A 26799-nucleotide genomic window follows, 5' to 3' on the forward strand; every position below is an offset into this window, starting at 1 on the left:
TCTTCTATAATTTGTGGAAGACTGAAAATCCTGACCTAATCCTTGCAAATCGTTTTACTGATATCTCAGAACTTCAAATTCCTTTGAGTGTCTTTAAGATCCCCTAGCATGATAATCTTGACAAACCTTAGTCAAAGACAATCAAGGACTTAATAGTCTTCCGCTCATCCATATCTTTATAGGCTTGGTCAATCTCTTCCAGTTTATAGCTGGAAGTAAAGACGCGGCCTGGATTGATGTCGCCATCAAGGACTGCTTTCAGTAAGAGTTGCTTGTCATAGGTAGTGACAGAGGCTGCACCACCTGCCACTGTGATGTTTTGAGCAAAGGTGGAACCAATCGGATGCTTTTCGCAATGAGGAACACCAACAAAACCTAACCGACCACCATTATGGAGGACACCAAGGGCTTGGTCGACAGACGCTTCCGTTCCGACACATTCAAGCGCAGCATCGGCTCCGCCACCGAGGAGTTCGCGCACCTTGGCAATGCCTTCTTCACCACGCTCTGCAACAACAGCTGTCGCTCCTGATTCAAGCGCCATCTTTTGTCGGTCTTCGTGGCGACTCATGAGCACAATTTGAGAAGCTCCCCGCATCTTAGCCGCGATAACAGCACATTGTCCAACAGCGCCATCCCCGATGACAACTACCTTGTCGCCCGGTTTAACATCTGCCACACGCGCCGCATGGTAGCCTGTTGGCATAACATCAGCCAGCGCCAAGAAGGACTTAAGCATCCCCTCTGAATAATCGGACGGCTGACCCGGAATCTTCACCAAAGCCCAGTTGGCATACTCGAAGCGCATATATTCCGCTTGCACCCCATCTGACCAGTTATTGCCAATATGCCGGTCACAAGTCCCGTCATATCCTGCTCGGCAAGCGTCGCAGTCCCCGCATCCATGGGTAAATGGAGCAATGACAAAATCGCCTGCTTTCACAGTCGTTACTGCATCACCGACCTCTTCGACAATCCCGATCGCCTCGTGACCACTGTTCATGCGCCCAGGCTTCACCTGCTCATTTCGATAACTCCACAGGTCAGAGCCACAGACACAGGTACGAACAATGCGGATAATGGCATCATCTGGATCTAGAATTTGCGGATGATCCATTTCTACTAGTCCAACTTGACCAGCCTTGAGATAAACTGCTGATTTCATTGCATTTCTCCTTGTATTTTTCTAACTATATTATATCACCTTTCAGATAGATAGACGAAGAAAAGCCCAAGGAGCTGTGGGGAAATTTTCTTCTCCAGCAAGTGCTCAATCCCTACTTTATCGCTTTTTAAAAGCTGCTTTCTTGGTCTTTACTAGCTGAAGTCCAAACTCCACTAACAACTGCCCGAATCCATCAAAATGACCTCTAGCTTGACTCGGCTAGAGGTCTGACTTACCTTGCTGATATGGGAGCAATCAGTTTATCCTATTCGGAACTGACTAACAATTGATTGTTGATTATTTAATTTATTAAATTTATTAAATTTTTAATTCCTTTAAGCGCTAATGATTTTCTTTTATCTTAGCATTAGAAATATTAATCACAAAGCAACTATCGGTTAACATCTCGAAGTCTGAAAACCATCTAAAAAGCTTCTACTTTCTATCCCACTGTCATAATCAGATAGGCTAAGCAGGCCTACCCAACGATTTAACCAATAGTCCAGTAAAGCAACGACTTATATGTTACAAATAAATATATCAGCAAAGCAAATCGAATGCGAAATTTAGTTTTTCCTTTCCCTATCTTTACTTATATTATACTCCTTCTAGCAAAAGATTGCAAGCGTTTACACCGTGTAGATTGAAAATATTTTAACTAAAAAGAATGAATATAAAAGTAAAAGAGACCCTAAAAGAGGTCTCCTTTAAACTGTAGATGATTTCTAGCCCCTACTATATATTAGCCTAGGCTTATTTATCATCGTCTTTATGAAGCATGTTTTTTACACCTTCAATAGCGCCTTCAACTGCATCTTTTGCATCTTCAGCAACTTCTTTGACTTTAGAAACAACTTTTTCAGCTGCTCCTTCTTTTTCAAGTTTTTCGTCACCGATTACTTTCCCAACACCTTCTTTGACAGCGCCTTTAGCTTGGTTGAATTTTTCTTCTGTTGACATAACTATGTCCTCCTTTATTTCTTTTTGTTTTAAATTAATGTACGCGAGCTTTTTCATTTGATGAAGCAGCATCTTTAACAGCTTCTACACCTTCACCAACTTTTTCTTGAACGGCTGAAAAACCACCGCTAAGACCAGATTTTGCTTTTTCGAATTGCTCTGAAGCAAATTCTCCTGTTGATTCAGCAACATCTGTCACTCGATCTTGAAGGCTAACTGAGTCAGCTTCATGTTGTTCTTTCGTTTTAATATCAACAACATTGACATTTACTTCAACAACTTCCAAATCAGTCATCTTAGAAACTTCCGCCACAACAACATCTTTAATTTCCTTGTACAAGGCAGGAACATTCTTTTGATATTCCACTACTACGTTCAAGTCAACAGCCACTTGTTCTTTACCAACTTCAACATTAACACCATTCGTTACGTTATCAGTGTTTATCAATTTATCTGCTAAATTAGAGAAGAAGCCACCATCAACAGCTAGCAAACCTGAAACTTTCTCTAAAGAGAGACCAATGATTTTTTTAATGACCTTATCTTCGTAAGTCAATTCACCTTTTACTTCATGAGTTGCTTGCGCAACTTCCTTTTTAGCAACATCTTTGAAATCTTTATTTGTATTTGACATAAGAAACTCCTTATTATTTATTTAATATATTTTTTGTTGTATATAATATCCGATTCCTGCTCCTATGGCAGCGCAAATCAAGACAAATAGCGTCTTAAAGAAGCCAAAGGATAGGATAAAGCAGGCTAGAACACCGCCCGCTAATCCAGATAGGATTAGATATTGATATTTTTTAAACCATTCCATTTTGGTACTTCCTTACTTTACACGACTAGTATTTTTTTCTAGCCTTCGATTTTGGTTTGAAATCTGATACAGATATTTGAAGCTTGACATCATGATTGAGACCGAAGAATTCTGTTAATCCAGTAGCAATTTCATCCTGAATCAACTGACTTCTCTTGATGATATTTTCTGACGGAACAATTGCTCCTTTAACAGAAACTATACACTTGTTTTTCCAGCTATTTACGGATACTGTAGGATCTTTGATAAAACCATGGTCTGTTACCAGACTGCGAACAAATCCTTCAATCGCTGAATTTTTCAGCATTAGTTTACCATCCGCATCAGCTAACTGAATTTCCAAACGTCTCTTAGGATAAAAAATTATCACTAACATCAGCAACAATATTAAGCTTGCTAAAACCAGTGTCCCCCAGAAAACATATCTAGATAGATAGTATCCTACAAAAGGAATATTCTTCCAGGTAAATAACTGAAGATCTAAACCGCTAACTTTATGAAAATCTAGCAAAACAGGAATCAAAATAGTCAAGATTAAAATACAGATAATAAGAAAAAGTATTTTTCTTGATTTTGACATATTGAATCCTTTCATAATTCAAATAAAATTGTATATAATTGTATATAAAAAGAATTCTTATGCCTTTTTACCTACAAAAAACGATACAACTGCAACTACAATAACCGCACCAATGATAGAAGGAATCAAAGCCATGCCAGCCAAACTAGGCCCCCAAGTTCCTAAAAGAGACTGACCAACAGCTGAACCAACTAAACCTGCAACAACGTTGGCGACAATTCCCATAGAACCGCCTTTTTTTGTTATTGATCCAGCAACCAGACCAATAAGCCCACCGATAATAATTGACCACAACATAGTGATGCTTCTTTCTATATCAAAATTATTTAATATTATTTTTGATTAATATAATTATATAATTTTTCTTAAAAAAAGTATAATCATTCAACTTGGAATTGTTCCCAAATTTATGTATTATGGGTACTGAAAAATAATAGAACGCTTTCATTGTTTATTTAAAAGCGTATCGCGTTTTTTCTTTTTTTAAAAATACTATTGAATAAGTATAATCACTCATAATATGATATAATTGCCTAATAAAAAACAATATATGAACCGTATATATGAAAGAAAAAATATTATGAGAGAATTATTGTCTAAAAAAAGCCTCAGGCAATTAGAATTGTTAGAATTACTCTTTAAAACTAAACGTCGGTTTTATATTTCTGAACTAGCCGAACGATTGAACTGCTCAGAACGGTTGGTAAAAGATGACCTATCTTATGTCAAGTCCTCTTTTCCTGACCTAATCTTTCACTCTTCTAATAGTGGTATTCGTATCATGAATACGGATGACAGTGATATTGAGATGGTCTATCATTATTTTTTCAAGCACTCAAGTCATTTTTCCATTTTAGAGTTCATATTCTTTAACGAAGGGTGTCAAGCTGAGGATATTTATAACGAGTTCTATATTAGTTCTTCCTCGCTCTATCGTATCATCAGTCATATCAATAAAACGATAAAAAAACAATATGATTTTAAAGTTAGTCTGACCCCTGTTCGAATCGTTGGGAATGAGATTGATATCCGTTACTTTTTTGCACAATATTTTTCGGAAAAATATTATTTCCTGGAATGGCCATTTACAGATTTTCCCAAAGAGCCTTTGTGTCAGTTGTTAGAGATTGTTTATAAAGAGACTAGCTTCCCTATGAATGTATCCACTCATAGGATGTTAAAGTTGCTGCTCGTTACGAATCTCTATAGAATACAGTTTGGACATTTCTTGGAAGTTGAGAAAGATTCTTTCAATGAACAATTGATGGAATCTTTTATGCAGGCTGAAGGGATAGACGAAGTAGTAGATAGATTTGCTACAGATTACGGTATTTCTTTGACTAAAGAAGTAATCGGTCAATTATTTGTTTCCTACTTCCAAAAAATGTTTTTCATTGATGAAACACTATTTATGGACTACGTAAAGTCTGATAGGTATGTGGAAAAGTCCTATCATTTATTAAGTGATTTCATTGACCAGATATCATCCACATACAATTTTAAAATAGATAACAAGGACAATCTGATTTGGCATCTACATAATACCGCACAACTGCATCGGCGGGAATTATCAACAGAGTATATTTTGTTTGATCAAAAGGGCAATACAATCCGAAACTTTCAAAATATTTTCCCTCAATTTGTTTCAGAAGTAAAAGAGGGAATCTTAAATTATCTTGAAACCTTGGGTATCCATAGTAACCAAATGCATGTCAATCATTTATCCTATACCTTTATAACTCACAGTAAGCATTTGGTTTTGAATCTGTTGCAAAATCAACCTAAATTAAAGGTGCTAGTGATGAGTAGTTTTGATCAACATCATGCAAAATCCATAGCAGAAACCCTTTCATATTATTGTAGCAACAATTTTGAACTGGAAGTTTGGAACGAATTAGAATTATCCATCGATTCTTTAAAAGAATCACCCTATGACATCATCATTTCTAATTTCATTATCCCACCGATTGAAAACAAGAAGCTGATTTATTCCAACAACGTTAATACGGTTGAGTTAATATCCTTACTTAACGCCATGATGTTTATTCAAATAGATGAGTGAGTCAGATTTTCACAAGATAAAAAACCGCAATCTAGCGGTTTTTCTTGATTTGTTTGAGAAAATGTTAAAAAGATACAGTCCTGTGGAAAACAGAACTATATCCGTTTAATAACTATTCACTGCTTATTCCCTTTGTCAGCCTTACAAGAAACTGGTCAACTTTACTCAAACAAGCCATAATAGTCCGCTATGGTCATCTTGGCTTTTTCTTCCTGCTTGAGGTCTTGGATGATCCGGCCTTCCTTCATGACAATCAGTCGGTTGCCGTATTTGAGGGCATCCTCCATTTGGTGGGTAATCATGAGGGCCGTCAGCTGGTCTCTGCGGACAAAGTCATCAGTTAGCTCCATAAGAGCTACACTGGTCTTGGGATCCAGCGCTGCTGTATGCTCGTCCAAAAGAAGCAGTTCCGGACGTTTAAGCGTCGCCATGAGCAAACTCAAAGCCTGTCTCTGACCACCTGAGAGAAACTCAATCGGCGTATCCAGATGTTTTTCCAGACCATTGCCAATCTTATCAATCGTCTCCTGAAACTCCTGCCGATAGCTATTCAGCCGACGAGGGACTAGGCCGCGCGATTCACCACGAAACTTGGCAATCAGCAGGTTTTCTGCCACTGTCATCCGAGGAGCCGTTCCCATCTTGGGATCTTGAAAGACCCGCGACAGATATTTGGCTCTCTTTTCAGGTGAAAAGTTGGTCACATTTTCGCCTAGTATATAAATGCTTCCGCTGCTCAGAGAGAGCGTCCCAGCAATCACATTAAAAAGAGTTGACTTCCCTGCTCCATTGCCACCCAAAATCGTGATAAAATCATGCTCATGAATCTCCAGCGACACATCGTTTAGGATGACCTTTTCTTCATCAAAGCCGTTATTGACCCGCTTGCTGGCATTTTTTAATTCTACAATCGCTGTCATTTGCTTAACTTAGCTCCTTTAAAGAATTTATTTTTCAAGGTCGGAATCATGAGGCAAACTGCCAAGATAACCGCACTGTAGAGGCGGAGATAGCTCGTGTTGAAACCAAGAGCGATGACACCCCAAATCAGAAACTGATAGGCAATAGCACCAACTACAATAGTAATCAGGCGCTCAGCCAAGGTCAGGCTCTTAAAGAGAACTTCCCCGATAATCAGACTCGCCAAGCCGACGACGATAACCCCAATCCCGCGGGATACATCTGCATAGCCTTCCTGCTGGGCAATCAGAGCACCAGACAAGGCAATAACGCCATTAGACAAGATCATGCCCATCAATTCCATGCGGCCAGTATTGATACCGAAACTACGTGCCATATCAGGATTATCCCCAGTCGCGATATAGGCCTGCCCTAGCTTGGTATCTAGGAAAAAGAGCAGGGCTGTAATGACCAGACTAACAAAAATCAAGCCTGTCAGGAGATTGTTAATCTCCCCCGAGAAAGGCAAAAAGTCCTGAATCTGCCGAGTTCCCAGCAGACCTAGATTAGCTCGCCCCATGATCATGAGCATGATGGAATGGCAAGAGGTCATGACCAAAATCCCTGATAGCAGGGTCGGAATCTTGCCCTTGGTATAGAGAAGACCTGTCGCCAAACCTGCCAGACAGCCCGCCAACACCGCAGCTGCCGTTGCCAAAAAAGGGTTCACCCCTTTGGTAATCAAGGTGACGGCTACCGCCCCACCTAGAGGGAAGGAACCTTCAGTCGTCATATCCGGAAAATTCAAAATCCGAAAAGTCATGAAAATCCCCAAACCTAAAATGGCCCAGACCAGACCTTGTGAAATAATGGAAAGAATCATCTTATTGTCCTAACTAAATTAAAATCGTATTCTATTTTAACATAAAAAAGCAGCCAATTTCAATGCCGAAATACCGACAGACAAATTGGCTTTCCTAGGTAATTACTGAACGACGGTCATTCGCCCTGTAGCAACGTCATACACTGCTCCTGAAATCTCTACATCATCTGGGATTAGGGGTGATTGGCGGAGAAGCTCCACGTCTTCCCGCACACTTTCCTCCACATCTGTAAATGGAAGAAAATCTTGACCGCTGACATCAACGCCCAGCTCTTGATTGAGAAAAGCAGCAAATTCTTCATTTTTGAAAGTCTGTGCTCCACAATCCGTATGGTGCAGGACTACGATTTCCCGCGTACCCATCTGCTGCTGCGAAATAACCAGCGAGCGAATCATGTCCTCTGTCACCCGACCTCCAGCATTACGCAAGATATGAGCATCTCCCAGCGCCAGACCCAGAGCCTGAGCCACGTGGAGTCTTGAGTCCATGCAGGTCACGATTGCCACCTTGGTCTTGGGCTTAATCGGCAGGTGGGAGGTTCCATGCAGGTCCACATAGGCTTGGTTGGCCTTCATAAAATTTTCAAAATAGGACATTCTTTCCCCTTACTAGAATTTATTTGATGGGCAAATTATTTCCTACCATCTTATCATCTTTTAGGTATTTTGTCAGTTTTTAACTCCCTATAAAACAAAAATGTCCGTTTTTTATGAAAAAAATGAAAGAAAAATTTAAAAAAGGTGCGGAAATTCATCCGCACCTTTTTATGATCCTTTTGCGATATAGCGACTGAGTGAGCCTGCAAAGCTTTGAAGATTGAGACTTTGAACATAGATTTCCCCAGTTCCTCGGAAGGTGTTCACAACACCCTCTCCCGTTCCGATAGACTGCCAGAAACCATTTTCCAGATGGATATTATAATCCAAGGACTGACTCCAAGCTACGACATGGGCATTGTCAATGGTTACTTCTTGGTTATTTAGTTCAATTTTCCTAATCGATCCATATGCATTGGCCAAAAGTGTGCCTTGCCCCTGAGTCGTCATGACGAAGAGACCGCCTTGACCGCCAAATATCGCCTTGCCAACAGATTGGCGCTCCATGGTATAGTAAGCCGTACCATCCAGAGCCAGAAAGGCACCGTCATTGAGCCGGTACTGCTTTTCTCCCAGATAAAGAGGAATAACTTGGCCGGGAACTTCTGGTGCTAATGCTAGAAAACCGTTATCGGACTGGGCGACAGCCTGAGTGATGAAGGTACTTTCACCCGACACCATGGAACGGCCGACTGCCTTGACAAAGCGGCCCAAACCTGAACCGTTAGCATTGAGCTGAGTATTCAAGGTCACATTAGGGGTGTGATAAACCATACTGCCACGCTGGATAAAGACTGTCTCTCCTTGATTGAGGTAGAGGTCAACGAGTGGAAATTGCATGTTGCTATCCATGGAAAATTGCATAAGAGTTCCCTCCTTGTTTTTTAAGAAAATTATAGCAATAATAAAATATTTTTGCAATCTAAAACAAAGAAATCATCAAGCAAAGACTTTTTTCAAGACTTCCCCAATCGTCGTCACACCGATGACTTGGATATTGTTTGGAACCTTGAGGCCATTCAGAGAGTTTTTGGGAGCATAAATCTTGGTGAAGCCCAGTTTTGCTGCTTCGTTAATGCGCTGCTCGATGCGATTAACCCGACGAATTTCACCAGTCAGGCCAATTTCGCCGATAAAGCATTCTTGAGGATTTGTAGGCAGATCCTTGTAGCTGGAAGCAATGGCTACTGCTACTGCCAAATCAATCGCTGGCTCATCTAGCTTGACGCCGCCAGCTGACTTGAGGTAGGCATCTTGATTTTGCAGGAGGAGTCCTGCCCTCTTTTCCAGAACTGCCATGATGAGGCTGGCTCGGTTAAAGTCCAGTCCAGTCGTGGTTCGCTTGGCATTGCCGAACATGGTCGGTGTCACCAAAGCCTGTACCTCTGCTAAAATCGGCCGCGTTCCTTCCATGGTCACAACGATGGAGGAGCCTGTCGCACCGTCCAGCCGCTCTTCCAGAAAGACTTGGCTTGGATTGAGCACCTCGACTAGCCCGCCAGACTGCATTTCGAAGATACCAATCTCATTGGTCGAGCCAAAGCGGTTCTTGACTGCTCTCAAGATACGGAAAGTGTGCTGGCGTTCACCCTCAAAATAAAGCACTGTGTCCACCATGTGCTCTAGTGTCCGGGGGCCAGCTAAGGTTCCTTCCTTGGTCATGTGACCAACGATAAAGGTCGCGATATTATTGGTCTTGGCCAGCTGCATGAGCTCAGCTGTCACCTCGCGGACCTGAGAAACAGAACCTTGAACACTGGAAATTTCCGGCGACATCACTGTCTGAATGGAGTCAATAATCAGAAAATCTGGCTTGATTTTTTCAATCTCCGTGCGGATGTTTTGCATATTGGTCTCGGCGTAGAGATAAAATTCACTATCAATATCACCGAGGCGTTCCGCCCGCAGCTTGATCTGCTCAGCTGATTCCTCCCCGCTGACATAAAGGACGGTGCCCTGATGAGAAAGCTGGGTGGATACCTGTAGAAGCAGGGTGGACTTCCCGATACCAGGATCCCCGCCAATCAGGACCAGACTGCCAGGCACTACGCCACCACCCAGCACACGATTGAACTCGTCCATGTCCGTCTTGGTCCGGTTGACATCAATCGAAGTGACCTCAGCCAGCTTCATAGGCCGAGTCTTTTCGCCCGTCAAGGAAACACGGGCATGCTTGACCTCAGTGGTCTCTACTTCCTCAACAAAAGAAGACCAGGAGCCGCAGTTGGGACAGCGCCCTAGGTACTTAGGCGAATGGTATTCACAATTTTGACAGACAAAGGTCGTCTTTTTCTTAGCGATGATAAACCTCTTTCTATATCTCTATATCACATTCAATCACTTGGCAAAAATCAATGGTTTCATTTGGCACAAACTGACGGATCAGCATACGATGAGCTACAAGAGCTACTGTCTGGTAGTCTCGATACTTTGCCATACAGTCTACAAAACGAGACTTCGTCTCCTCAGCCGTCTCATACTGAATAGGACTACTGGGGAGCAAGGCTCCATTATTTTCTAAAAACAGACTTCGAGCTTTTTCAAAGTTCTCTCTTCCCCTTTCATAAACCTGCCATTCGTGTAGCAAAGGCTCCACTCTCAGAGGAAGGCCAGTAGCACAAGCCACATAGGATGCCGTTTCTAAAGCCCGCGTCACTGCAGAAGACACCAGCAAATCAGCTGAACGCAGCAAAGGATGCTGACAAAGTGCCTGAGCTTGCCGTCTGCCCTGCTCGGACAAGGGCGCCAAATCTAGACCAAAGTCAGTATAAGAGCGTTCTTCTAACTCACTGTAATCGGGCTCACCGTGGCGCACAAAGATGACCTTCATCTTAATGCCCCGTCGATCCAAAGCCACCTGTTCGCACGCCATCGGCCTCATCTCCATCCGCAATCAAAAATGGTGCGAAAACAGCTTGCACAATGCGGTCACCCACTTCCAGTACAACCTCTTGGTCTGTGATATTTTGCATCTGAGCAAAGATATGCCCTTCATTTCCAGGATTGCCATAGTAATCACCGTCAATGACCCCAACGGAGTTAATCAAGACCAGACCTTTTTTACGAGGATTGGACGAACGGTCGTAAAGATAAAGCACCTCACCCGGCTGCATATAGGCCTTGACACCCGTCGGAACTAGCTTAATCTCCCCCGGCGCAATGACGGTGCGCTCTGCCACTTTCAAGTCATAACCAGCTGCGTGAGCCGTCTCTCTCTTGGGCAGCAAATCTTCATTTGGAAAGCTGGAAACCAGCTCGAATCCACGAATTTTCATACATTTCTCTTTTCTATTTTTGCTGTCCCTATTATACTAAATTCGTAAAAAACAAGCAAAAAAACCGCCGATTGGGCGGTTCTCCCTAGTATAGATCTCTGATGATCTCTCCATTATCCAGATAGGTAAACTGCTCCGTCAAATCTGATGTGAAAACTTGATACATCTCCTTAAAGCTCAAGGCCAGCGAGTGGTGATCAAGATCCTCGCGTTTAATCCAGAACACTTCTCCTTCGTCGGACGAGACCAGCTCTCCTTCAAAACGATTAGTTTTGTAAAGAAAAACGACGTAACGTTCATCCTTTTCGGTATAAAACTGCTTGACGCCGCACAAGCGAGGTTCGTATATGGTCAGTCCTGTTTCCTCTTTGACTTCACGAATCACTGACTTAACAAAGGATTCACGATGTTCAACATGACCGCCTGGAAAGCAGAGTCCAGTCCAATCATCATTCACTTTATTTTGCACTAAAATGCGGTCTCCATCATAAACCATACACATATTTGTTAAAATAACTCGCTCCGCTCTTGACATCTCTGCTCCTCCATCTACCGACCGATTCGCTCGGCCTACTTGTGACTCATTATAACATAAAAGATATCCAATTGATGAAAATCTAGATTTCTTAGCCTTTCCAGCAAAAAAACCGCCGATTGGGCGGTTCTTATAGGGAGATTATTATGAAAAAGAAAAGTTTTAGGATTTCATCAAACAAAGTTAGGAGGTCTTCATTTGATGCTTATATTATATAAAGCTTATCTTAAAATTAGCTAAAAATAATTTAAGAATTTATAATTCTTGCAAAAGATATTGAAATAGTTCTAAATTGCCCTTTTCTTCGTTGATCAAAAACTCTGGATGCCACTGAAGGCCGATGATGCGGCGGCCATCCACAGCCTCAATCGCTTCGATGGTATTATCCCTTGGGTCAAAAGCGGTTGCTCGAAAATTGGGTGCCAAGTCCTTAATACTTTGGCGATGGACAGAATTAATCTGGCTGGCCTGACCAAATAAACGCTCCACGACGCTGCCTTTCTCTGTACGAATGGAGTGCGAAGTACCAAATGGCTGCCCCTGCCAGTGATTGTCAATCTGCTGATTGAGTGTGCCACCAAAAGCGACATTGACCAGCTGTAGACCGCGGCAAATGGCCAAGACTGGCTTATCTTGACGAATAGCCTCCTTCAGGAGAGCCAACTCAAACTCATCACGAGCCAGATTGTAATCATCGCTATCAATAGCCTTTTCCTCTCCATAAAACTGCGGATGAACATTTTGACCACCTGATAGGATCAGCTTATCAATGGTTTCTATATAGTCCTTGACCAGACTTTTATCCCCAACAGGAATCACCATGGGCAGACCGCCGACTAGCTTGATGCTTTCGGCAAATTTGCAAGATACAGATGAATGAATGTTTTTGCCCGCCTGATCCACTGGACAAAGATTAGCTGACACTCCAACAATCGTTCTGCACATAGATGATCCCTCCTTAACTTGATATAGAATATCTTACCATTCCACCTCTTAGCCGTCCAATAGTATTTTTTTAAGCTGGCCATAAAAATTTTTTATGTCAAGAACCGTTTTCCACAAAAAGGGATATAGTAGCGACAGACAAGAAAAAATCAGCAGAAGCCCGCTGATTTCATTTTTCTAATTCAAGCATGACACTGACTGCGGTCAAGGCATAAAGCGGAGCTGTTTCAGCCCGCAGGATACGTGGACCCAGACCGGCGGAGACAGCACCTGCTTGGCCAAAGGCTGCTATTTCATCTGGCGATAGACCGCCCTCCGGTCCGAAGATAAAGAGCAGTTTGTCTCCCCTATACAAGCCTTTCACAGCTTGCACTAAAGCAGCAGCTTCGCCTTCCTTAGCTGCTTCCTCATAGGCTACGATGATGGTGTCAAAGTCTGCCAAGGCCGCCAGAAAGTCTGCCTTTTTATCAAAGAGCCGAACCTCTGGTATCAAATTGCGCTTGCTCTGCTCAGCTGCTCCCTGAGCAATTTTCTCCAGCTTTTCACTCTTTTTAGCCAGTTTTTTGCCATCCCACTTGGCCACCGACCAGTCAGCTGGAAAGGCCCAGATAGCACTCGCCCCCAGCTCCGTTGCCTTCTGAGTGATAAATTCTAACTTATCGCCCTTGGGGAAGCCCGAAGCAATGGTCACTTGGACAGGTAACTCGGTATTGTCCGCCAGCTCCTCTATGATTTCCAAACTCTGCTGGGCTGGATCTAGCACCTGCGCCAGCCGTTTCACACCGTCATCAAAGACTAATGTGACTTGGTCGCCCGCTTTGAGCCGCATGACCGAAAACATATGTTTGATCGTGTCCTTGTCCGTGATGACCAGAGGAGACTGAGGTTTACCTTTTATAAAATACTGCTGCATCTAACCACCTATCACGCCTGAAATGTCCTGCGTTTTCTTAAAGACACAGGCATTCCATTCGCCCTGAATCATATGTGTTTCCAGGAAAAATCCTGCTGCTTCTGCTGACTCGCGCACCATTTCCCACTTCTCAGAAATAATTCCACTCATAATCAGATAGCCCTCATCCTTGACCAGACGATAGGCATCCTCAGTCAGATGGATGAGAATATCGGCCAAAATGTTGGCAACAATGACATCCGCCTTGATTTCTACGCCTCGGAGAAGATCGCCCGGCGCCACATGGATATTCTCCATACCAGGGTTGAGCTCAATATTTTCCTGCGCCACGCGCACTGCCACCTCATCCAAATCATAGGCGTAGATATCCTTAGCGCCTAAGAGAGAGCTGGCAATGGAGAGGACGCCACTGCCTGTGCCTACATCCAGCACTGTTTCTCCGCCCCGAAGGACCTGCTCCAGAGCAAAGAGGCTCATCTTGGTCGTCGGATGAGTGCCTGTACCAAAGGCCATGCCAGGATCCAGCTTGATAATCTTCTCACCAGCCGTCGCCTCGTAGTCCGTCCATGACGGCACGATGGTCAAGTCATGGGTGATACGAGCCGGCTCAAAGTATTTCTTCCAGTTGTCCGCCCAGTCTTCCTCAGCCAGTTCCTGCCGAGTTAGCTTAATATCTCCTGTCTCCAAGCCGAAGCCATCCAGCTCAGCCAGTCGCGCATTGGCCTGCGCTGCAATGGCATCTATATCCACCGAAGCTGGGTAATAGCCAGTAATCCTGACCCGCTCGCTCTGCTCAACTTCTGGAAAAAGCTCACCATACTGGTCAACCTGCCCCAGATAATCTGCGCTATCATCGATAGCCACACCCTGACTGCCCAGCTCAATCAGAATATTCGAGGCCGCTTCCTCCGCCTCACGCTTCACTTCAATCGTTAATTCCTGCCATTTGTCCATCATTAAAATACCAAGCCCGTAAAACACAAAGCCAAAATAGGAAATTCTCTGAAGAAGCTTGCGTCTAAGAGAAACTTAACTTTTTAGCACAGTGTCTAGGGCGGGTTCAGTTTAGAAATTTAACTGAACAATCCTTTCTTTGTTTATTTCATTGTCTTCGTCATGTAAACCATATCCATGCCCTCTTTTTCAGGCTCTGTATGCGTTTGATGGTAGCCGTTTTTCTCATAAAAGGCCACCATGCCTTTATCTTGGAAAACCGTGCACAAATCCCATTGCGTAATAGTAGAGAATTTCTCCTCAATCAGACCGAGCCCCTCAGAGCCATATCCTTTGTTCTGGTACTCTGGCAAAATCGCCACTGTCCCAATCCAGCCTGCTGTCTGTTCGTCATTTGTATTCAAGCGGATAAAACCAAGAATCTTCTCGGCGTCTTTCACAAAATAATAAAAACTATTAGGCCGCTCAACCAGCTTCCAGCGAATCCGCTCTCGCTCCTCCAGATAGGGGTCGTATTGATCCTGATATTTCTCATAAACGGCCTTAAAGCTCGCTTGCTGAATGGCAATAATGGTTTCTAAATCCTCAGCTCCCGCCCGTTCAATATAAATCATGCTCGCACCTCCAAATAGTCTCCCAATCTACTTTTCAACTGCGGGATGACGTTTTCATCCGCTAATAATTCTTCTATATTTACCAATTTGTAGCCCTGCCCTTCGTCACCAAAGACAATCTGATCTATCAGTTCTTGACAAATAGAAGCCACCATGAAAATAGAAACTTTCTCAGGATGAACAAATCCTTGATAACATTTGATCCATGTAATGGATTCCTCTTTGAGTTCAATGCCCAGTTCCTCAAAGACTTCTCTTTTGATGCACTCAAAAGGCGTCTCATCCTTTTCTCTCCCACCGCCAGGAAAATCCCACATATTCGGGTAAGGAATTGTCGGAATATCGTCTCTTAAAATGGTCAAAATTGTATTGCCATACAGCAAAGCAATTTTACAGCCTGAGAAATCTAGTTTTTTCTCCAATAATTCACGTGTCATGGCTTCCTCCTCTTCTTGTCCCCTTCCTCTCTTTTTTTGTAAAGAGGGTCCCAAAAGCCCTGCCATGAACCCTCTCTTTAAGCCAAATAGATGATAGACTCAGCATTGACATGGATAAGAAGCAAAGATACTTCTTATCCTACTTTCCTGGTCTCAGGATACAAACGAACTGTTAGCTCATTCAAGTGTTCATAGGTTTCCCTACTGGTCATAGACACTTCAACTCATAAATCCATCTATCTATTTTTTCTTTACATACTTCAAAAATTTTTTCTTCGAGCTCTTTGTTATCTTTTTCAAAACACTTCTCCCATAAATCGTTATCTTCTATCTCATAAACTGGAATGTTTTGGTTCTCTAATTCTTCTTTAAACTCTTGTAAATAAGATGGTTTATGAGAATGCAAACCGATATAACCAACGTATGGATATAAGACCACTTCATCGAAATCATTCACAGTCACAATAATACCATTCCGCAATGGTTGATGGGTGGGGTCTGCTTTTTCAGAATAATCGTATGGATAAAATAAAATGACTCCAACTGTATTTTCTCTTTTTACAATATCTCTTGCATCACTAACGCCTCTAGAAGGATTATAAAATTTATTCGCAAAACGATAACTCATACTATTAGAAAGGCTCCTCTTCCTTGGTTCAGATAGTTGTAACAGGATATTTCTGAAGATTTTATCATCAAATCCCAATTCTTTTAGACAAATTAAGAGTTCTTTATTAAAATTATATAGTTTATTTATTTTCAAAAAAGCAGTATCATCTGAAAGTATCGTTGGCTTCAAAGCCATCTGTTCAAAATAATCAGCAATGTGCATTTTTTTATTATGAAACTCAGTTAATTCTTTACTATTTCTAAATCTACTTCTATAATCTTCAAAAATAAAGAAATACTCAAATGAGTGTATCACCAACTGTCTTATCAATTTATGGATAATAAATTTAACTTTTAATGATTTTAATTCGTATTTTTCAAAAAAGCTATCCTCAAACTGCTCGTACTCTTCTTGTGATAACTCCCCAACGAAATCTAATAATTCAAGTAATTCCCAATAAAACTTCAATACTATTGGTTGATATAATTGATTTAAATTCCGATAGAAAGAAGTATTTATAAATTTATATAGTTCAAACCCTTTTGAAAAACCTATTTTACCAACATATTTTTTACTGTAATTCAATTCTCTATTATTCATTTTATTTACGAAATAGGAATCTAAAATATCAATAAAATCATAGCTAAGATCCATTCCTTTGCTATTAATTCTGTAAATATAGTCCAAAACAGTCAAATCAGGAACAACAATAATATTCGATTCAGAAATATAATCCGATCCCTCCTCCAAGGATATCGCAGCAGACACATCTGTAATCAACAAGGTAGAAACATTACAGTCAAAGAATAACCTCTTATTTTTGACAATCATATCAATAACTGTTGATGTGCTACATTTATCTAATTCGTCTATAGAAAAAGTAATATTAAAATATGCTGACATATTTTTCAAAAGCCTCAATAATTGACGCTCTTTTAATTCCTCAGTAACAACACTTTTTAATTCCCGAGACAGCTCCCCACTCTCATTAAATCCCAGATTTCCTTTTAACTGTGTCCCCAATTTTACTATTCCCAAATCAGTACTCAAATCGATAGACGACTCAGCTGACACCTCTGAGGTCGTTGATTCCAAATATTTTTTTGTATCTGTTATTTCTACATCAAAAGAATTTAGTTGTTCTTCAGATATAGATAAGAATTCACATAATCTTTCTAACTCAATCGATGCTCTTTCAAAGTTTTCAATCTTTTTATCTAATTCGTCTATATTTTCTCGGAATTTGGAAATATTTACTCTGTTGTTTTTAAAGAGAACCCATCTACTTTTTCGGGATTCATATTGCTTATTCAAAGATTCAAACTCTTCAGCTAATTCTTGAATTTCTTTTAATAACGGATCATATAAACTTTGAAGATTTAAATTCTTTTTACAATTAATTTTAACCTTGTCTATCGTTTTGTAGAAACTTGAAATTCTTTTTTCTATTTGATACCTTTCTGATAAACTGTAATCCTTTACTTCTTCCTGTTCATTCCATACTGGAGTTGTTAAATCGTACATTCTCTGCTCATTATTAACAATAGCATCCAACCTGTTTTCAATCTCTTTAATCCTTTTATCAATTGCACTAGGAGTTTGCATCAAAATTTCTCTGTAAAAATCTTTATTACCACTAAAAAAAGAGATATTAATTACAAGAATTTGCTTATCCTCATTTGCATAATATTTTGCAGGCTCTAAAGAAATATTTTTCAGACTAGATTTCCCAGCTCCTCTATTGCCACAGAGAATAAAAATTCCCTTTTCATTCCTATAAATATTTTTAATTTCTCTATTACCTCTTGCTCAGTGGGTAATAAAGAAAAATAATCTCTAGCCTCTCGGCTATAAGCACCAACATATTTTTATCTAAGGTCAAGAGCTACCTCCTTTTGAATCTACTTTAAACAGCCTCTATTCCTAATACCTCGGATATGGATAGAAATCCGTCTCAATCAAATCCGCTCTGCCATTTTCAAAAGCCTCAGCATTCCAAGCCAGCTCAAACTCTGCTGCCTCTGGATCTGCTAAGAAGTCCATGAGTGCATCGAGACCAGACTCAGCTGTTTGGGTTAGGAAATCCACAAAATAGGCCAGAAACTCCCGTGACAGACCCTTCTTAGGCTCATAGGGAAGAACCGCCAGATAGTCCTCGGCATCAAAATGAGACTTGACCGGATTGTAGAAAAGTACAGCTTCCTCAAAGTAAATATCCTCAGCCGAGGCATTGCCCTCAGCATCAATAGTCTCAATCCCGCCTGGATTTTGAACCTCAAGGAGGAAGGCCACTTCCACTGCGTGATTTTTCTTATCCCAGTTAATCTCATAGTCAAAAGGAAAGTTCTTCTCCATTTCCTCGTCTAATATATCTAAAAAACCGTACTTAGCCATGATTTCCTCTTTTCATTGTGATAAAATATTACTATCTATAATAGTAACACAAAACGCTAAGAAAAACACTTGCAGAAAGGAAATCTTATGCCAGAAAACCTCGCCCTACGCATGAGACCGACCAGTATTGACCAGATCATCGGCCAGCAGCATCTGGTCGGACCTGGGAAAATCATCCGCCGCATGGTTGAAGCCAACCGCCTGTCCTCGATGATTCTCTACGGGCCACCCGGCATCGGTAAAACCTCTATCGCCTCGGCTATTGCCGGCACAACCAAATATGCCTTTCGGACCTTTAACGCCACCGTAGATAGCAAGAAGCGCCTGCAGGAAATCGCTGAAGAAGCGAAATTTTCCGGCGGACTGGTGCTCCTGCTGGACGAGATTCACCGCTTGGACAAGACCAAGCAAGACTTCCTGCTGCCGCTATTAGAAAGCGGTCTGGTCATCATGATTGGAGCGACGACAGAAAATCCTTTCTTTTCTGTCACCCCTGCTATTCGAAGCCGGGTTCAGATATTTGAACTTGAGCCCCTCAGCAACGACGACATCCGGACAGCCATTCAGCTAGCCTTGACGAATAAGGAACGAGGATTTGATTTCCCAGTGGAGCTAGACGATGAAGCTCTAGACTTCATTGCTATCTCTACCAACGGAGACCTGCGCTCCGCCTATAACTCGCTGGACCTAGCCGTACTCTCTACCCCAGAAGATGGCAAGGGCATCCGCCACATCACGCTCGATGTCATGGAAAACAGCCTGCAAAAGAGCTATATCACCATGGATAAGGACGGAGACGGCCATTACGATGTCCTCTCTGCCCTGCAGAAGTCCATCCGTGGCTCCGATGTCAATGCCAGCCTCCACTACGCAGCTCGGCTCGTTGAGGCAGGAGACCTCCCTAGCCTAGCTAGACGCCTGATCGTTATCGCTTACGAAGATATTGGCCTGGCAAATCCAGACGCTCAAGTTCATACCGTCACAGCTCTGGAAGCAGCCCAACGAATCGGCTTTCCTGAAGCCCGGATCCTCATTGCTAATATTGTCATTGACTTGGCTCTATCCCCCAAATCCAACTCAGCCTATCTGGCCATGGACAAGGCCTTAGCTGACTTACGAAAGAATGGAAATCTGCCCATCCCCCGCCACTTACGAGATAGCCACTATGCCGGCAGTAAGGAACTGGGCAACGCACAGGACTATCTCTACCCTCACTCCTATCCTGGCAATTGGGTCAAGCAGGACTATCTGCCCAACAAGATAAAAGACGCCAATTATTTCACTCCTAATGAGAATGGCAAATACGAGCGAGCCCTTGGAATGACCAAGGATAAGATTGATGACTTAAAAAAATGATGACATCGTTTGCAAAAAATCACATTTTTCTCTTGAATTTTTCAAAATTTATGGTATTATAATTATAGAAACGCTGTGGTGTACGACTTCACACTTAAGTGTTGACCGACTATTTTTTGTATTATTAGGGAAACAAAAGACTTCTAACAGCATGCAAGCCGTGTCACGCGGAAGCAGCTTCAGTTAGAGCGAGTTGCCCACCTGCTTAATTGCGCGGGTTCAATACAAATCGTGAAGGTCCGGCACCAATACAGCTTTTTCTATTGCCTCCTTAGCTCAGCTGGCAGAGCAGCGGACTCTTAATCCGTGGGTCGCAGGTTCGATCCCTGCAGGGGGCATCTAAATCAATAGGAAAAAGCCTTGATTTATAAGGCTTTTTTGCTTGTCTATAACTGATTTGCCCCATCATTTGCCCCACATTTTTTTATGAGCAATCTTTCCAGACATCTCTAATTTGATTAAATTCCTCAAAAATTTTCTCTTCTAAAGTGTGTCCATATACTTCTACTAACATTGAAATATCTCTATGCCCTAGAATTTTTGCAATAACTCCAAGGTCAAATCCTTTGTGCCAGAGGTAGCTTCCATAGGTATGACGTGCTCCTTTTGTCGTGATAATTGGATAAATATCTAATTCATTTAAAAGAACACTCAAAGCTTTATTGACACTTGCAATGTCTGGTACCAAGTGAATATATCCATAATGCTGAAAAATCATTTTATACCTATTCTTGATTCCTAGCTCTTTATTAGCCTTCTCTTGTTCAATTTTTAGGACTTGTAATATCTTAATACATTCTTCGTCTATCGGTACCATCCGAATAGACGTTTTGTTTTTTGGAGGGACAAATTTATGAGAAAGGGTATTAAACCTCCTATATGTTTTTAGCAGTCCTCTGTCAAAGTCAACTTCATTCCAAGTTAACGCTATTAACTCTCCAAACCTCATGCCTGTTTTTAATAGAAAATAGACGATATAAGGAACAATTGAACGTTGGTAATCAAATTTTCTCTTTACTGCTAAAAGTAAATCCAGATAGTCCTTTTCTGTATGTAAATATTTCTCTTCTGTCATCTGTTGTTCTTTGGATGAAAATAACTCGACATGTTGTGTAAAATCATCTATTAGAACTTTGTCGGCAATTGCCATTTGGATGCTCTGATGAATCCCAGTATTCAATCTACCAAGAAAATTTCTACCAACTGTTTGTCCATACTTATTCATAATTCTTTGGTATTCACTCGCACGAATTTGAGTGACTTTTTTATTTCCAAATAATCTTTCAATTGTGTTTTTACGGAGAAGATATTTTTTCTTTGTCTCTTCCGATCTACTACTCGGTAGAATTTTTAGTTCAAGCCATTCTTGATATAGATCGACAAGAGAAATATCTCTAGAAATTCTTTTCCCTAAACGAAGTTCTTGCAGAATCGGTTCAGCTTCTGACTCTGCAAGTTTTTTTGTTTTAAAACCGCTATTATGAGCAACAGTTTTTCCTTCGTTACGAATTTCATAGGTCCATAAGTTACTATCTCCTCGCTTTCGATAACGAACACTTGCCATATTACGCCACCTCTGTTCCTAGAATCTCATTTACAACACTTTTTGGAACAACCATCAAACGTTTGCGATTATAAAATGTATAGCCTCGTGATACAAGTAATTCTCTTGCCTGATGAATGATATCATTCGCTGTATGAGGGCGATAGCCCATTTCAATTAATTCTTTGTTACTAATTAAATTATGATCCATAGTTATCCTCCTTATTTATTTTCTAAATTCAGAAACTCGCCTACAAGTAGTTGTAATTCTGCATTTAATTTAGGGAGATTCTGTATTAATACTTCTTTTAATTCTTCCGCAAATTGATTCGTTTCTTCTCTCAATAGTTTGCGGACTCTTGTTTTTTTCTTTTTGATGCTGTCTGATTTTAAATTTGGAAAAGCCAATGATAACAGTTCAGGATTGTTTAGAAAGATAATTGTAAATGCTCTTTGCTCCACTCGAATATGATCTAGCTTATAAAACCCGAAATTATCAAGTCTACTCATAATATCTTGGACCATCTCCTCCCCAATCGCTTTGGTTCTGAGTTGGAACTCTAGTCTCCACCAAAACGGATTTACATCCAAATCTAGCTTCTCTTCTCGCTTGTGAGCAATGATTTCTTTATTCTTATCATATAACCTAACTTGTACATTACTACCGCTAGAACCCCAATATTTCGTCTCTAATTCGCCCCCTCGACCATAGAAGACCTTATGTGTAACACCACCTTTAATATGTTGCAAATTAACGATTTCAGGCCTGTTGAAAATGTCAAATGCCAAATCAAAACGAGACAAACGTACCGTCAATGAATTCAATCGAGCAAAGTACATTAATTGCCTCCATACTTTCATTCCATCAAATTCTTTTAAAGTATTAGGATTGAAATCAATTCGAATCAATTGTTCACCTCCATAAATGGATAATTGAAAAAATATAATATTGATCGAATCATACTCATTAAAAACTTTAGCTAAAGTAAAGACATCATCTCGAACATTATCATATATTTCAAATGAATCAACTCTTGTACTTATTGCCTGTTTCAGATTCTTGAAAATCCGTCTTAGGGAACCAGTATCTGTATCCCAGATAACCGTTAGTCTATCAATACTGACATCTAACCTCTGTACTAATTCTCCTACATCACATCGTTCTTGAATGCTTCTTAAATCTTGTATAGAAACCAACAAAATTGTCCCCCCCTTCTTTTAGATTTTTTAGGCCTCAGAAACACCGTCAAATCAACGTTTGCTCGTTCCGTCGTTCTTTGGACGTTGTCCTAAGTGTCCCTTTTTGCTGGCTGTTAGAATAGCCAGCTTTTGCTTGGCTAGAAATTGTCTGGACGGCAGTCCGCAGGACTTCGCCTGACTTCCCGTCAGGCTCGTCCCTTGTCCTTGTCCACACAATTTCTAGCTCCAAGGCTTCGAATAGTCATAAGTCATAGTCTCGTCTTCAACTTCCTCCTCACTCACTATTCCTAAACATATGAGCTATTTTGTATCATTTATAACTTATTTATAAGTTATAAATATATTTTATAAAAATATTTGGGGTAGTCAACTAAAAACTTGATTTGTAAGTTTACAGGTGATAAAATAAGTTAAAAATAAAAACAGGAGTTTCCCATGACCTTTATTATTCAAAATTTTGGACCCAATTTGGCACGACTACGCATAGAAAAAGGAGTAAGTCAAACTCAACTAGCTGAAGACTTAGGAATTGGTAAACAGTCCATCTCTGATTATGAAAAACAAAAAAGCTATCCTACCTTTGCAAATTTAGATAAGATAGCAGAATATTTTAATGCAACTCCAACCCAACTATTTGGAACTAGTAAAGAGATTGAGTTAGAAAAGAGTGTTCTTGAATCTAATGAATACTCTGATAAAGTAAGTGAGATTTTAAAAGCTGTCAAATACATCGAAGATTTTCTAGAAACTGATGGACAGTACTTAGAGGATTTACTTTACTTAACAAGAGGCAACCAACTATACACAGAAGATGGAGATGAGTTGTATATTGATCCAACTTCTCAGAAAAGAACACTTCATAACCAATATGAACCTGGTTTTATTGAAGCAAGGGATAAATCTCCACTAGAACTCTTAATTGAAAATAAGGAATTGTTTGATAAATAGAAAAAGCGAGGATAACCTCGCTTCAGATTGAAGTTAAAATCTTTAGAAGACACTTTTATAAGGACTTTGTCTTCAATCTGTGAAAAGGAGTGAAAACTCCTTTTCTTTTTGTAAGTCAGACTGAAACTTCCAAATTGTTTATTTATTTTATTGACATTTTCTATAAAAATAAGTACAATAGTTTTATTAGAAACTATACTATATAGGGGGTATTGAAATGAAATTTTCTAATCGTTTACTGCTATTCCTTGCAGGAGTTGTTTTTGTCCTTTTAGGACTTTTCCTATTTACAAACCCAGTAGCTAATCTTGTTGCTTACAGCTGGTGGATTTCATTTGGTTTACTGGTTTCTTCTATAGCAGCTATTTTAGGCTATTTCTCTGCACCAAAAGAGCTTCGCTCACCTGTTTATCTTTTCCAAGGATTTGTTAGTCTTCTCTTAGCTCTTTACCTCGTTGCTTATGGCTTTGTGACCCTGCCGGTCGTCATTCCGACCATTGTAGGAATTTGGTTAATTGTAGAAGCCATTATTGCTTTCTTTAAAGGCAATCGTCTAAGATTGATTTTCCCTATTATTGGTAGCAATATCATGTGGGTAGCCTTGCTTGAATTTTTACTAGGTCTAGTGATTCTGTTCAATCCAGTGGCTACAGGTGTCTTTGTCGTTTATGTCATTGCCTTTTCATTTTTAGTTACTGGCTTCACCTACATTATTGAGGCCTTTCGTAAATAGTCTAGTTGCTATTTCTATCGCATTCAAAAAAGCTGGGAAATCATATTCTCAGCTTTTTCGTCTCTTTAATTATCACTTTTTCGCATTCCATTAGAACTTTTAATTGAAAATAAGGAGCTATTAGATTAAATAAAAAAAGCGAGTTTTAGGCTCGCTTTTTCTATTGTATAATCTTATTCTTCAGTTCTTCCGGTTGCTTAGTTGCATTGAACTCAACTCGTTTTGTTGTTCCATCTTTCTCAGTATGATAATAACTTGAATGTTTCAACACCCATTCTTTATTACCAAGCATCAAACACTCCGCCTGTAAGTTGGTACATGAGGTAAATGTGTCCAAGGTTTTTACAATTCGCGCCACATGAAATTATTTAAGCATATCCTTTTTCTCTCATTACCATTTTCTGTTATAATGAATTGTATTTCTAAAGTAGAAAGGTATTAATATGACAACTCTTATTAAGCATAAACGTGTAGAATTTTCAGAACTATTTTATGACCTAGTTTTTGTTTTTGCAATTTCAAAAGCAACTACTTTAATTGAGCATCTTCATAACGGTATTTTGACTTGGAATTCTTTCCTTGATTTTTTCATGGCTGTTTTGGTTCTCACTGATTCATGGATGATTCAAACCATTTATACCAATCGCTATGGAAAGAACTCTTTATTTAACATGGTAATCATGTTTATCAAAATGGGACTTTTACTCTTTATAGCCAATATGATTGGACCTGATTGGCAACAATATTTTCATTATCTTTGTTGGGCTGTTGGTACATTAACCTTTACCTTATTTTTACAATATTTGGTTGAATTTTTTAGAAAATCAACCGATAATGTTGAACGGGAAAGTATCAAAGATTTTCTATGGATAACAGGTCTAGGAAGTTTAGGAGTCTATCTAGCAGCTCTTCTTCCTATTTACGTTGGAGTCTCTGTCTTATTTGCTAGTATTCTGCTAACATTTATTGTGCCAATTTTCTTGATTACTAAAGATAAGCATTACCAGGTAAATCTCCCCCATTTAATCGAGCGCATCTCCCTTCTTGTCATTATTACGTTTGGAGAGATGATTATGGAGCTAGCTAACTTCTTTACAATCGAGAATTTCTCGATTTATTCGGTTCTTTATTTCATTATTATGCTTTCTCTGTTCTTGTTTTATTTTGGTCAATTCGACCATGCTATTGATGAAGAATCTAATCAAAAGGGACTATTTCTAATTTACAGTCACTATCCTATTTTCATTGGACTTATTATGATGACCGTTTCGATGAGTTTTCTTCTGAATCCTGAAGCTAATCTTCTCTTTGCAACCAGCTTCTCTTATATCGGATTTGGCCTCTTTCAAGCTGCTGTCCTAGTAAATGGGCCCTATAACAAACACTATCTTCGCTATTCGAAAAGTTACTACTGTGTCCAAGCGACACTCTATCTGGCTGCCTTGATTCTCTCTTTAATCTTTGCTTCTAATCCTATAATAGTAGTGAGTATAACAACCATTTTAGCTCTAGCTATAGCCATTCATTTTATTTATTTTTATGTGACACAGAATAAAAAATATTCCAAATCTAACTGGGAGTTATTTTAATGAGTTTATAACATAAAAAAGCTTTGGGAACCAAAGCTTTTTTACTTTCTATCTAAACTTTTTCATGATGTATTTTCGTACAGGTTCTTCAACCATTTGAACGATTTCAAATCCTTCTTTTTGGTAAAGATTCTGAGCTCTTTGATTTGCCTCGTAGACATTTAGAGAAACACTATCTATGTCTCCATTTTCCAAGGCCAAACTAACAAATTTCCTTAAAGCCTGGCTACCTAAGCCTTGCCCCTGTTTCTGGGGGTTGATAAAAAATCTCCCGATATGAAGATTTCTGTCTTCCAGCCTGATTTTCTGGATAAGCCCCACAAACTCTTGTCCATCAAAGATTGAAAAGATTCCTTCCAAATCTTGCAAGACTTGAATTGTCAAGGGAAAAGGAATCATTGTTCCCATCCATTGTTCTTGAAAGGATTTGCCAAGGGAGTTGGACCATTGGCATACGAATTGAGCGTTTTCTATACTCACATTTTCTTCAAAACGAATTGTCATCTTGACCTCACCATCTTATCTGTGTTTCTCCATTATACTACTTCTCCTATTTTTTACGAATAGATAAGTGTATTATCTCACATTGTCAGAAGAAATCAGGGGTTTGACTGGCTACTATTTTAATGAGAAGAAAGTGAAGTCAGTATCTGAAAAAGCTAAAACTTTAATCACTTATTGTAATGATAGAATTGAGTTGTTCCAAAACAAGTCTGAAATAGTTTAGCTTTCTTACTCCTTGCTAAACAGCGTTAATTTTCAAAACTAAAGTATTCTCTACTGCTA

Annotated in this window: 31 protein-coding genes, 1 tRNA gene and 1 pseudogene; 7 read left to right on the forward strand and 26 right to left on the reverse strand. The window is 40.1% G+C overall.

Translation table 11 applies throughout. From position 1 onward, the window contains the following. Positions 1–127: 127 nt before the first annotated feature. The 6 genes from I872_RS09360 to I872_RS09385 all read right to left on the reverse strand — a co-directional run bounded on the left by I872_RS09360 (position 128) and on the right by I872_RS09385 (position 3822). Positions 128–1165: a zinc-binding dehydrogenase gene (locus tag I872_RS09360; RefSeq protein WP_015605851.1), complete on the reverse strand. Its 1038-nt coding sequence runs from the start codon at positions 1163–1165 to the stop codon at positions 128–130. 753 nt (positions 1166–1918) lie between these two features. Next, entirely contained in the window at positions 1919–2125 is a 207-nt protein-coding gene (locus tag I872_RS09365) for a CsbD family protein (RefSeq protein ID WP_015605852.1), read from the reverse strand. Between the two features lie 34 nt (positions 2126–2159). After that, positions 2160–2759 carry an Asp23/Gls24 family envelope stress response protein gene (locus tag I872_RS09370; protein ID WP_015605853.1) on the reverse strand — a complete coding sequence of 200 codons (600 nt, stop codon included), beginning with the start codon at positions 2757–2759 and terminating at the stop codon, positions 2160–2162. Positions 2760–2780: 21 nt separating this feature from the next. Further along, positions 2781–2945: a DUF2273 domain-containing protein gene (locus tag I872_RS11155; RefSeq protein WP_015605854.1), complete on the reverse strand. Its 165-nt coding sequence runs from the start codon at positions 2943–2945 to the stop codon at positions 2781–2783. A gap of 25 nt (positions 2946–2970) precedes the next feature. After that, positions 2971–3525 (reverse strand): alkaline shock response membrane anchor protein AmaP, encoded by a 555-nt coding sequence (gene amaP, locus I872_RS09380; protein ID WP_015605855.1) that lies wholly within the window; start codon positions 3523–3525, stop codon positions 2971–2973. Positions 3526–3582: 57 nt separating this feature from the next. After that, positions 3583–3822, reverse strand: a complete 240-nt coding sequence (locus tag I872_RS09385) for a GlsB/YeaQ/YmgE family stress response membrane protein (RefSeq protein WP_015605856.1) — start codon at positions 3820–3822, stop codon at positions 3583–3585. Between the two features lie 283 nt (positions 3823–4105). On the opposite strand from I872_RS09385, the gene I872_RS09390 reads away from it, so the two are divergent. Then, a complete protein-coding gene (locus tag I872_RS09390) occupies positions 4106–5587 on the forward strand; it encodes an AcpB/EbpR/MafR family transcriptional regulator (RefSeq protein WP_015605857.1) in 1482 nt (493 codons plus the stop codon). A gap of 161 nt (positions 5588–5748) precedes the next feature. Here I872_RS09390 and I872_RS09395 read toward each other — a convergent pair whose 3' ends face one another. The 15 genes from I872_RS09395 to I872_RS09465 all read right to left on the reverse strand — a co-directional run bounded on the left by I872_RS09395 (position 5749) and on the right by I872_RS09465 (position 18644). Then, positions 5749–6507 (reverse strand): ABC transporter ATP-binding protein, encoded by a 759-nt coding sequence (locus tag I872_RS09395; protein ID WP_015605858.1) that lies wholly within the window; start codon positions 6505–6507, stop codon positions 5749–5751. Next, positions 6504–7370, reverse strand: coding sequence for an ABC transporter permease (locus tag I872_RS09400; RefSeq protein ID WP_015605859.1), 867 nt, complete (start codon positions 7368–7370; stop codon positions 6504–6506). The genes I872_RS09395 and I872_RS09400 overlap by 4 nt, the downstream gene beginning before the upstream one ends. 102 nt (positions 7371–7472) lie before the next feature. Beyond that, positions 7473–7967 (reverse strand): beta-class carbonic anhydrase, encoded by a 495-nt coding sequence (locus tag I872_RS09405; RefSeq protein WP_005591608.1) that lies wholly within the window; start codon positions 7965–7967, stop codon positions 7473–7475. Between the two features lie 168 nt (positions 7968–8135). After that, on the reverse strand, positions 8136–8831 hold the full coding sequence (locus tag I872_RS09410; protein WP_005591607.1) for a TIGR00266 family protein: 696 nt from the start codon (positions 8829–8831) through the stop codon (positions 8136–8138). Between the two features lie 75 nt (positions 8832–8906). Next, entirely contained in the window at positions 8907–10271 is a 1365-nt protein-coding gene (radA, locus tag I872_RS09415; protein ID WP_080638495.1) for a DNA repair protein RadA, read from the reverse strand. A gap of 10 nt (positions 10272–10281) precedes the next feature. Then, a complete protein-coding gene (locus I872_RS09420; RefSeq protein ID WP_015605861.1) occupies positions 10282–10839 on the reverse strand; it encodes a histidine phosphatase family protein in 558 nt (185 codons plus the stop codon). Continuing rightward, the gene (locus tag I872_RS09425) at positions 10799–11242 is read right to left on the reverse strand and encodes a dUTP diphosphatase (protein WP_015605862.1); all 444 of its coding nucleotides are present in this window, start codon (positions 11240–11242) and stop codon (positions 10799–10801) included. The genes I872_RS09420 and I872_RS09425 overlap by 41 nt, the downstream gene beginning before the upstream one ends. Before the next feature lie 85 nt (positions 11243–11327). Then, positions 11328–11777: an 8-oxo-dGTP diphosphatase gene (locus I872_RS09430; RefSeq protein ID WP_015605863.1), complete on the reverse strand. Its 450-nt coding sequence runs from the start codon at positions 11775–11777 to the stop codon at positions 11328–11330. A 255-nt stretch (positions 11778–12032) separates the two neighbouring features. Further along, on the reverse strand, positions 12033–12722 hold the full coding sequence (locus I872_RS09435) for a gamma-glutamyl-gamma-aminobutyrate hydrolase family protein (protein WP_015605864.1): 690 nt from the start codon (positions 12720–12722) through the stop codon (positions 12033–12035). Between the two features lie 169 nt (positions 12723–12891). Then, positions 12892–13635, reverse strand: a complete 744-nt coding sequence (locus tag I872_RS09440) for a 16S rRNA (uracil(1498)-N(3))-methyltransferase (protein WP_015605865.1) — start codon at positions 13633–13635, stop codon at positions 12892–12894. After that, entirely contained in the window at positions 13636–14589 is a 954-nt protein-coding gene (prmA, locus tag I872_RS09445) for a 50S ribosomal protein L11 methyltransferase (protein ID WP_015605866.1), read from the reverse strand. A gap of 143 nt (positions 14590–14732) precedes the next feature. Next, positions 14733–15203 (reverse strand): GNAT family N-acetyltransferase, encoded by a 471-nt coding sequence (locus I872_RS09450; protein WP_015605867.1) that lies wholly within the window; start codon positions 15201–15203, stop codon positions 14733–14735. Beyond that, entirely contained in the window at positions 15200–15640 is a 441-nt protein-coding gene (locus I872_RS09455; protein ID WP_041826920.1) for an NUDIX hydrolase, read from the reverse strand. Before I872_RS09455 ends, I872_RS09450 begins: the two co-directional genes overlap by 4 nt. Before the next feature lie 208 nt (positions 15641–15848). Then, complete coding sequence (locus I872_RS09460) at positions 15849–17855, reverse strand: coiled-coil domain-containing protein (protein ID WP_015605869.1); 2007 nt, start codon at positions 17853–17855, stop codon at positions 15849–15851. Between the two features lie 318 nt (positions 17856–18173). Continuing rightward, positions 18174–18644 carry a DUF3013 family protein gene (locus tag I872_RS09465; RefSeq protein WP_015605870.1) on the reverse strand — a complete coding sequence of 157 codons (471 nt, stop codon included), beginning with the start codon at positions 18642–18644 and terminating at the stop codon, positions 18174–18176. Between the two features lie 87 nt (positions 18645–18731). Here I872_RS09465 and I872_RS09470 point away from each other — a divergent pair, with 87 nt between their 5' ends. Further along, positions 18732–20000 (forward strand): replication-associated recombination protein A, encoded by a 1269-nt coding sequence (locus tag I872_RS09470; RefSeq protein WP_015605871.1) that lies wholly within the window; start codon positions 18732–18734, stop codon positions 19998–20000. Between the two features lie 265 nt (positions 20001–20265). After that, positions 20266–20338, forward strand: a tRNA-Lys gene (locus tag I872_RS09475). An 86-nt stretch (positions 20339–20424) separates the two neighbouring features. Here I872_RS09475 and I872_RS09480 read toward each other — a convergent pair. Genes I872_RS09480 through I872_RS11170 form a run of 4 tightly spaced genes read right to left on the reverse strand, consistent with a single transcriptional unit; the run spans position 20425 to position 22972 of the window. Beyond that, positions 20425–21564: a site-specific integrase gene (locus tag I872_RS09480; RefSeq protein ID WP_015605872.1), complete on the reverse strand. Its 1140-nt coding sequence runs from the start codon at positions 21562–21564 to the stop codon at positions 20425–20427. A gap of 1 nt (position 21565) precedes the next feature. Continuing rightward, the gene (locus I872_RS09485) at positions 21566–21754 is read right to left on the reverse strand and encodes a DUF3173 domain-containing protein (RefSeq protein ID WP_002903611.1); all 189 of its coding nucleotides are present in this window, start codon (positions 21752–21754) and stop codon (positions 21566–21568) included. Between the two features lie 11 nt (positions 21755–21765). Then, positions 21766–22743, reverse strand: coding sequence for a replication initiator protein (locus I872_RS09490; protein ID WP_015605873.1), 978 nt, complete (start codon positions 22741–22743; stop codon positions 21766–21768). A gap of 46 nt (positions 22744–22789) precedes the next feature. After that, positions 22790–22972: a hypothetical protein gene (locus I872_RS11170; RefSeq protein ID WP_080551212.1), complete on the reverse strand. Its 183-nt coding sequence runs from the start codon at positions 22970–22972 to the stop codon at positions 22790–22792. A gap of 206 nt (positions 22973–23178) precedes the next feature. Here I872_RS11170 and I872_RS09495 point away from each other — a divergent pair, with 206 nt between their 5' ends. From I872_RS09495 to I872_RS09505, 3 genes are all read left to right on the forward strand, one after another. After that, positions 23179–23691 (forward strand): helix-turn-helix domain-containing protein, encoded by a 513-nt coding sequence (locus I872_RS09495; RefSeq protein WP_003013606.1) that lies wholly within the window; start codon positions 23179–23181, stop codon positions 23689–23691. Between the two features lie 217 nt (positions 23692–23908). Continuing rightward, positions 23909–24424, forward strand: a complete 516-nt coding sequence (locus tag I872_RS09500; RefSeq protein WP_003004261.1) for an HdeD family acid-resistance protein — start codon at positions 23909–23911, stop codon at positions 24422–24424. A 443-nt stretch (positions 24425–24867) separates the two neighbouring features. Beyond that, positions 24868–26013, forward strand: a complete 1146-nt coding sequence (locus I872_RS09505; RefSeq protein ID WP_015605874.1) for a low temperature requirement protein A — start codon at positions 24868–24870, stop codon at positions 26011–26013. A 48-nt stretch (positions 26014–26061) separates the two neighbouring features. On the opposite strand, the gene I872_RS09510 is transcribed toward I872_RS09505, so the two are convergent. Further along, positions 26062–26517, reverse strand: coding sequence for a GNAT family N-acetyltransferase (locus I872_RS09510; protein WP_015605875.1), 456 nt, complete (start codon positions 26515–26517; stop codon positions 26062–26064). A 70-nt stretch (positions 26518–26587) separates the two neighbouring features. On the opposite strand from I872_RS09510, the pseudogene I872_RS12350 reads away from it, so the two are divergent. Then, a pseudogene (locus tag I872_RS12350) lies at positions 26588–26740 on the forward strand (SDR family NAD(P)-dependent oxidoreductase); the annotation flags it as partial. Positions 26741–26799 lie beyond the last annotated feature (59 nt).

The sequence above is a fragment of the Streptococcus cristatus AS 1.3089 genome (genome assembly GCF_000385925.1).
GTDB lineage: Bacteria > Bacillota > Bacilli > Lactobacillales > Streptococcaceae > Streptococcus > Streptococcus cristatus_B.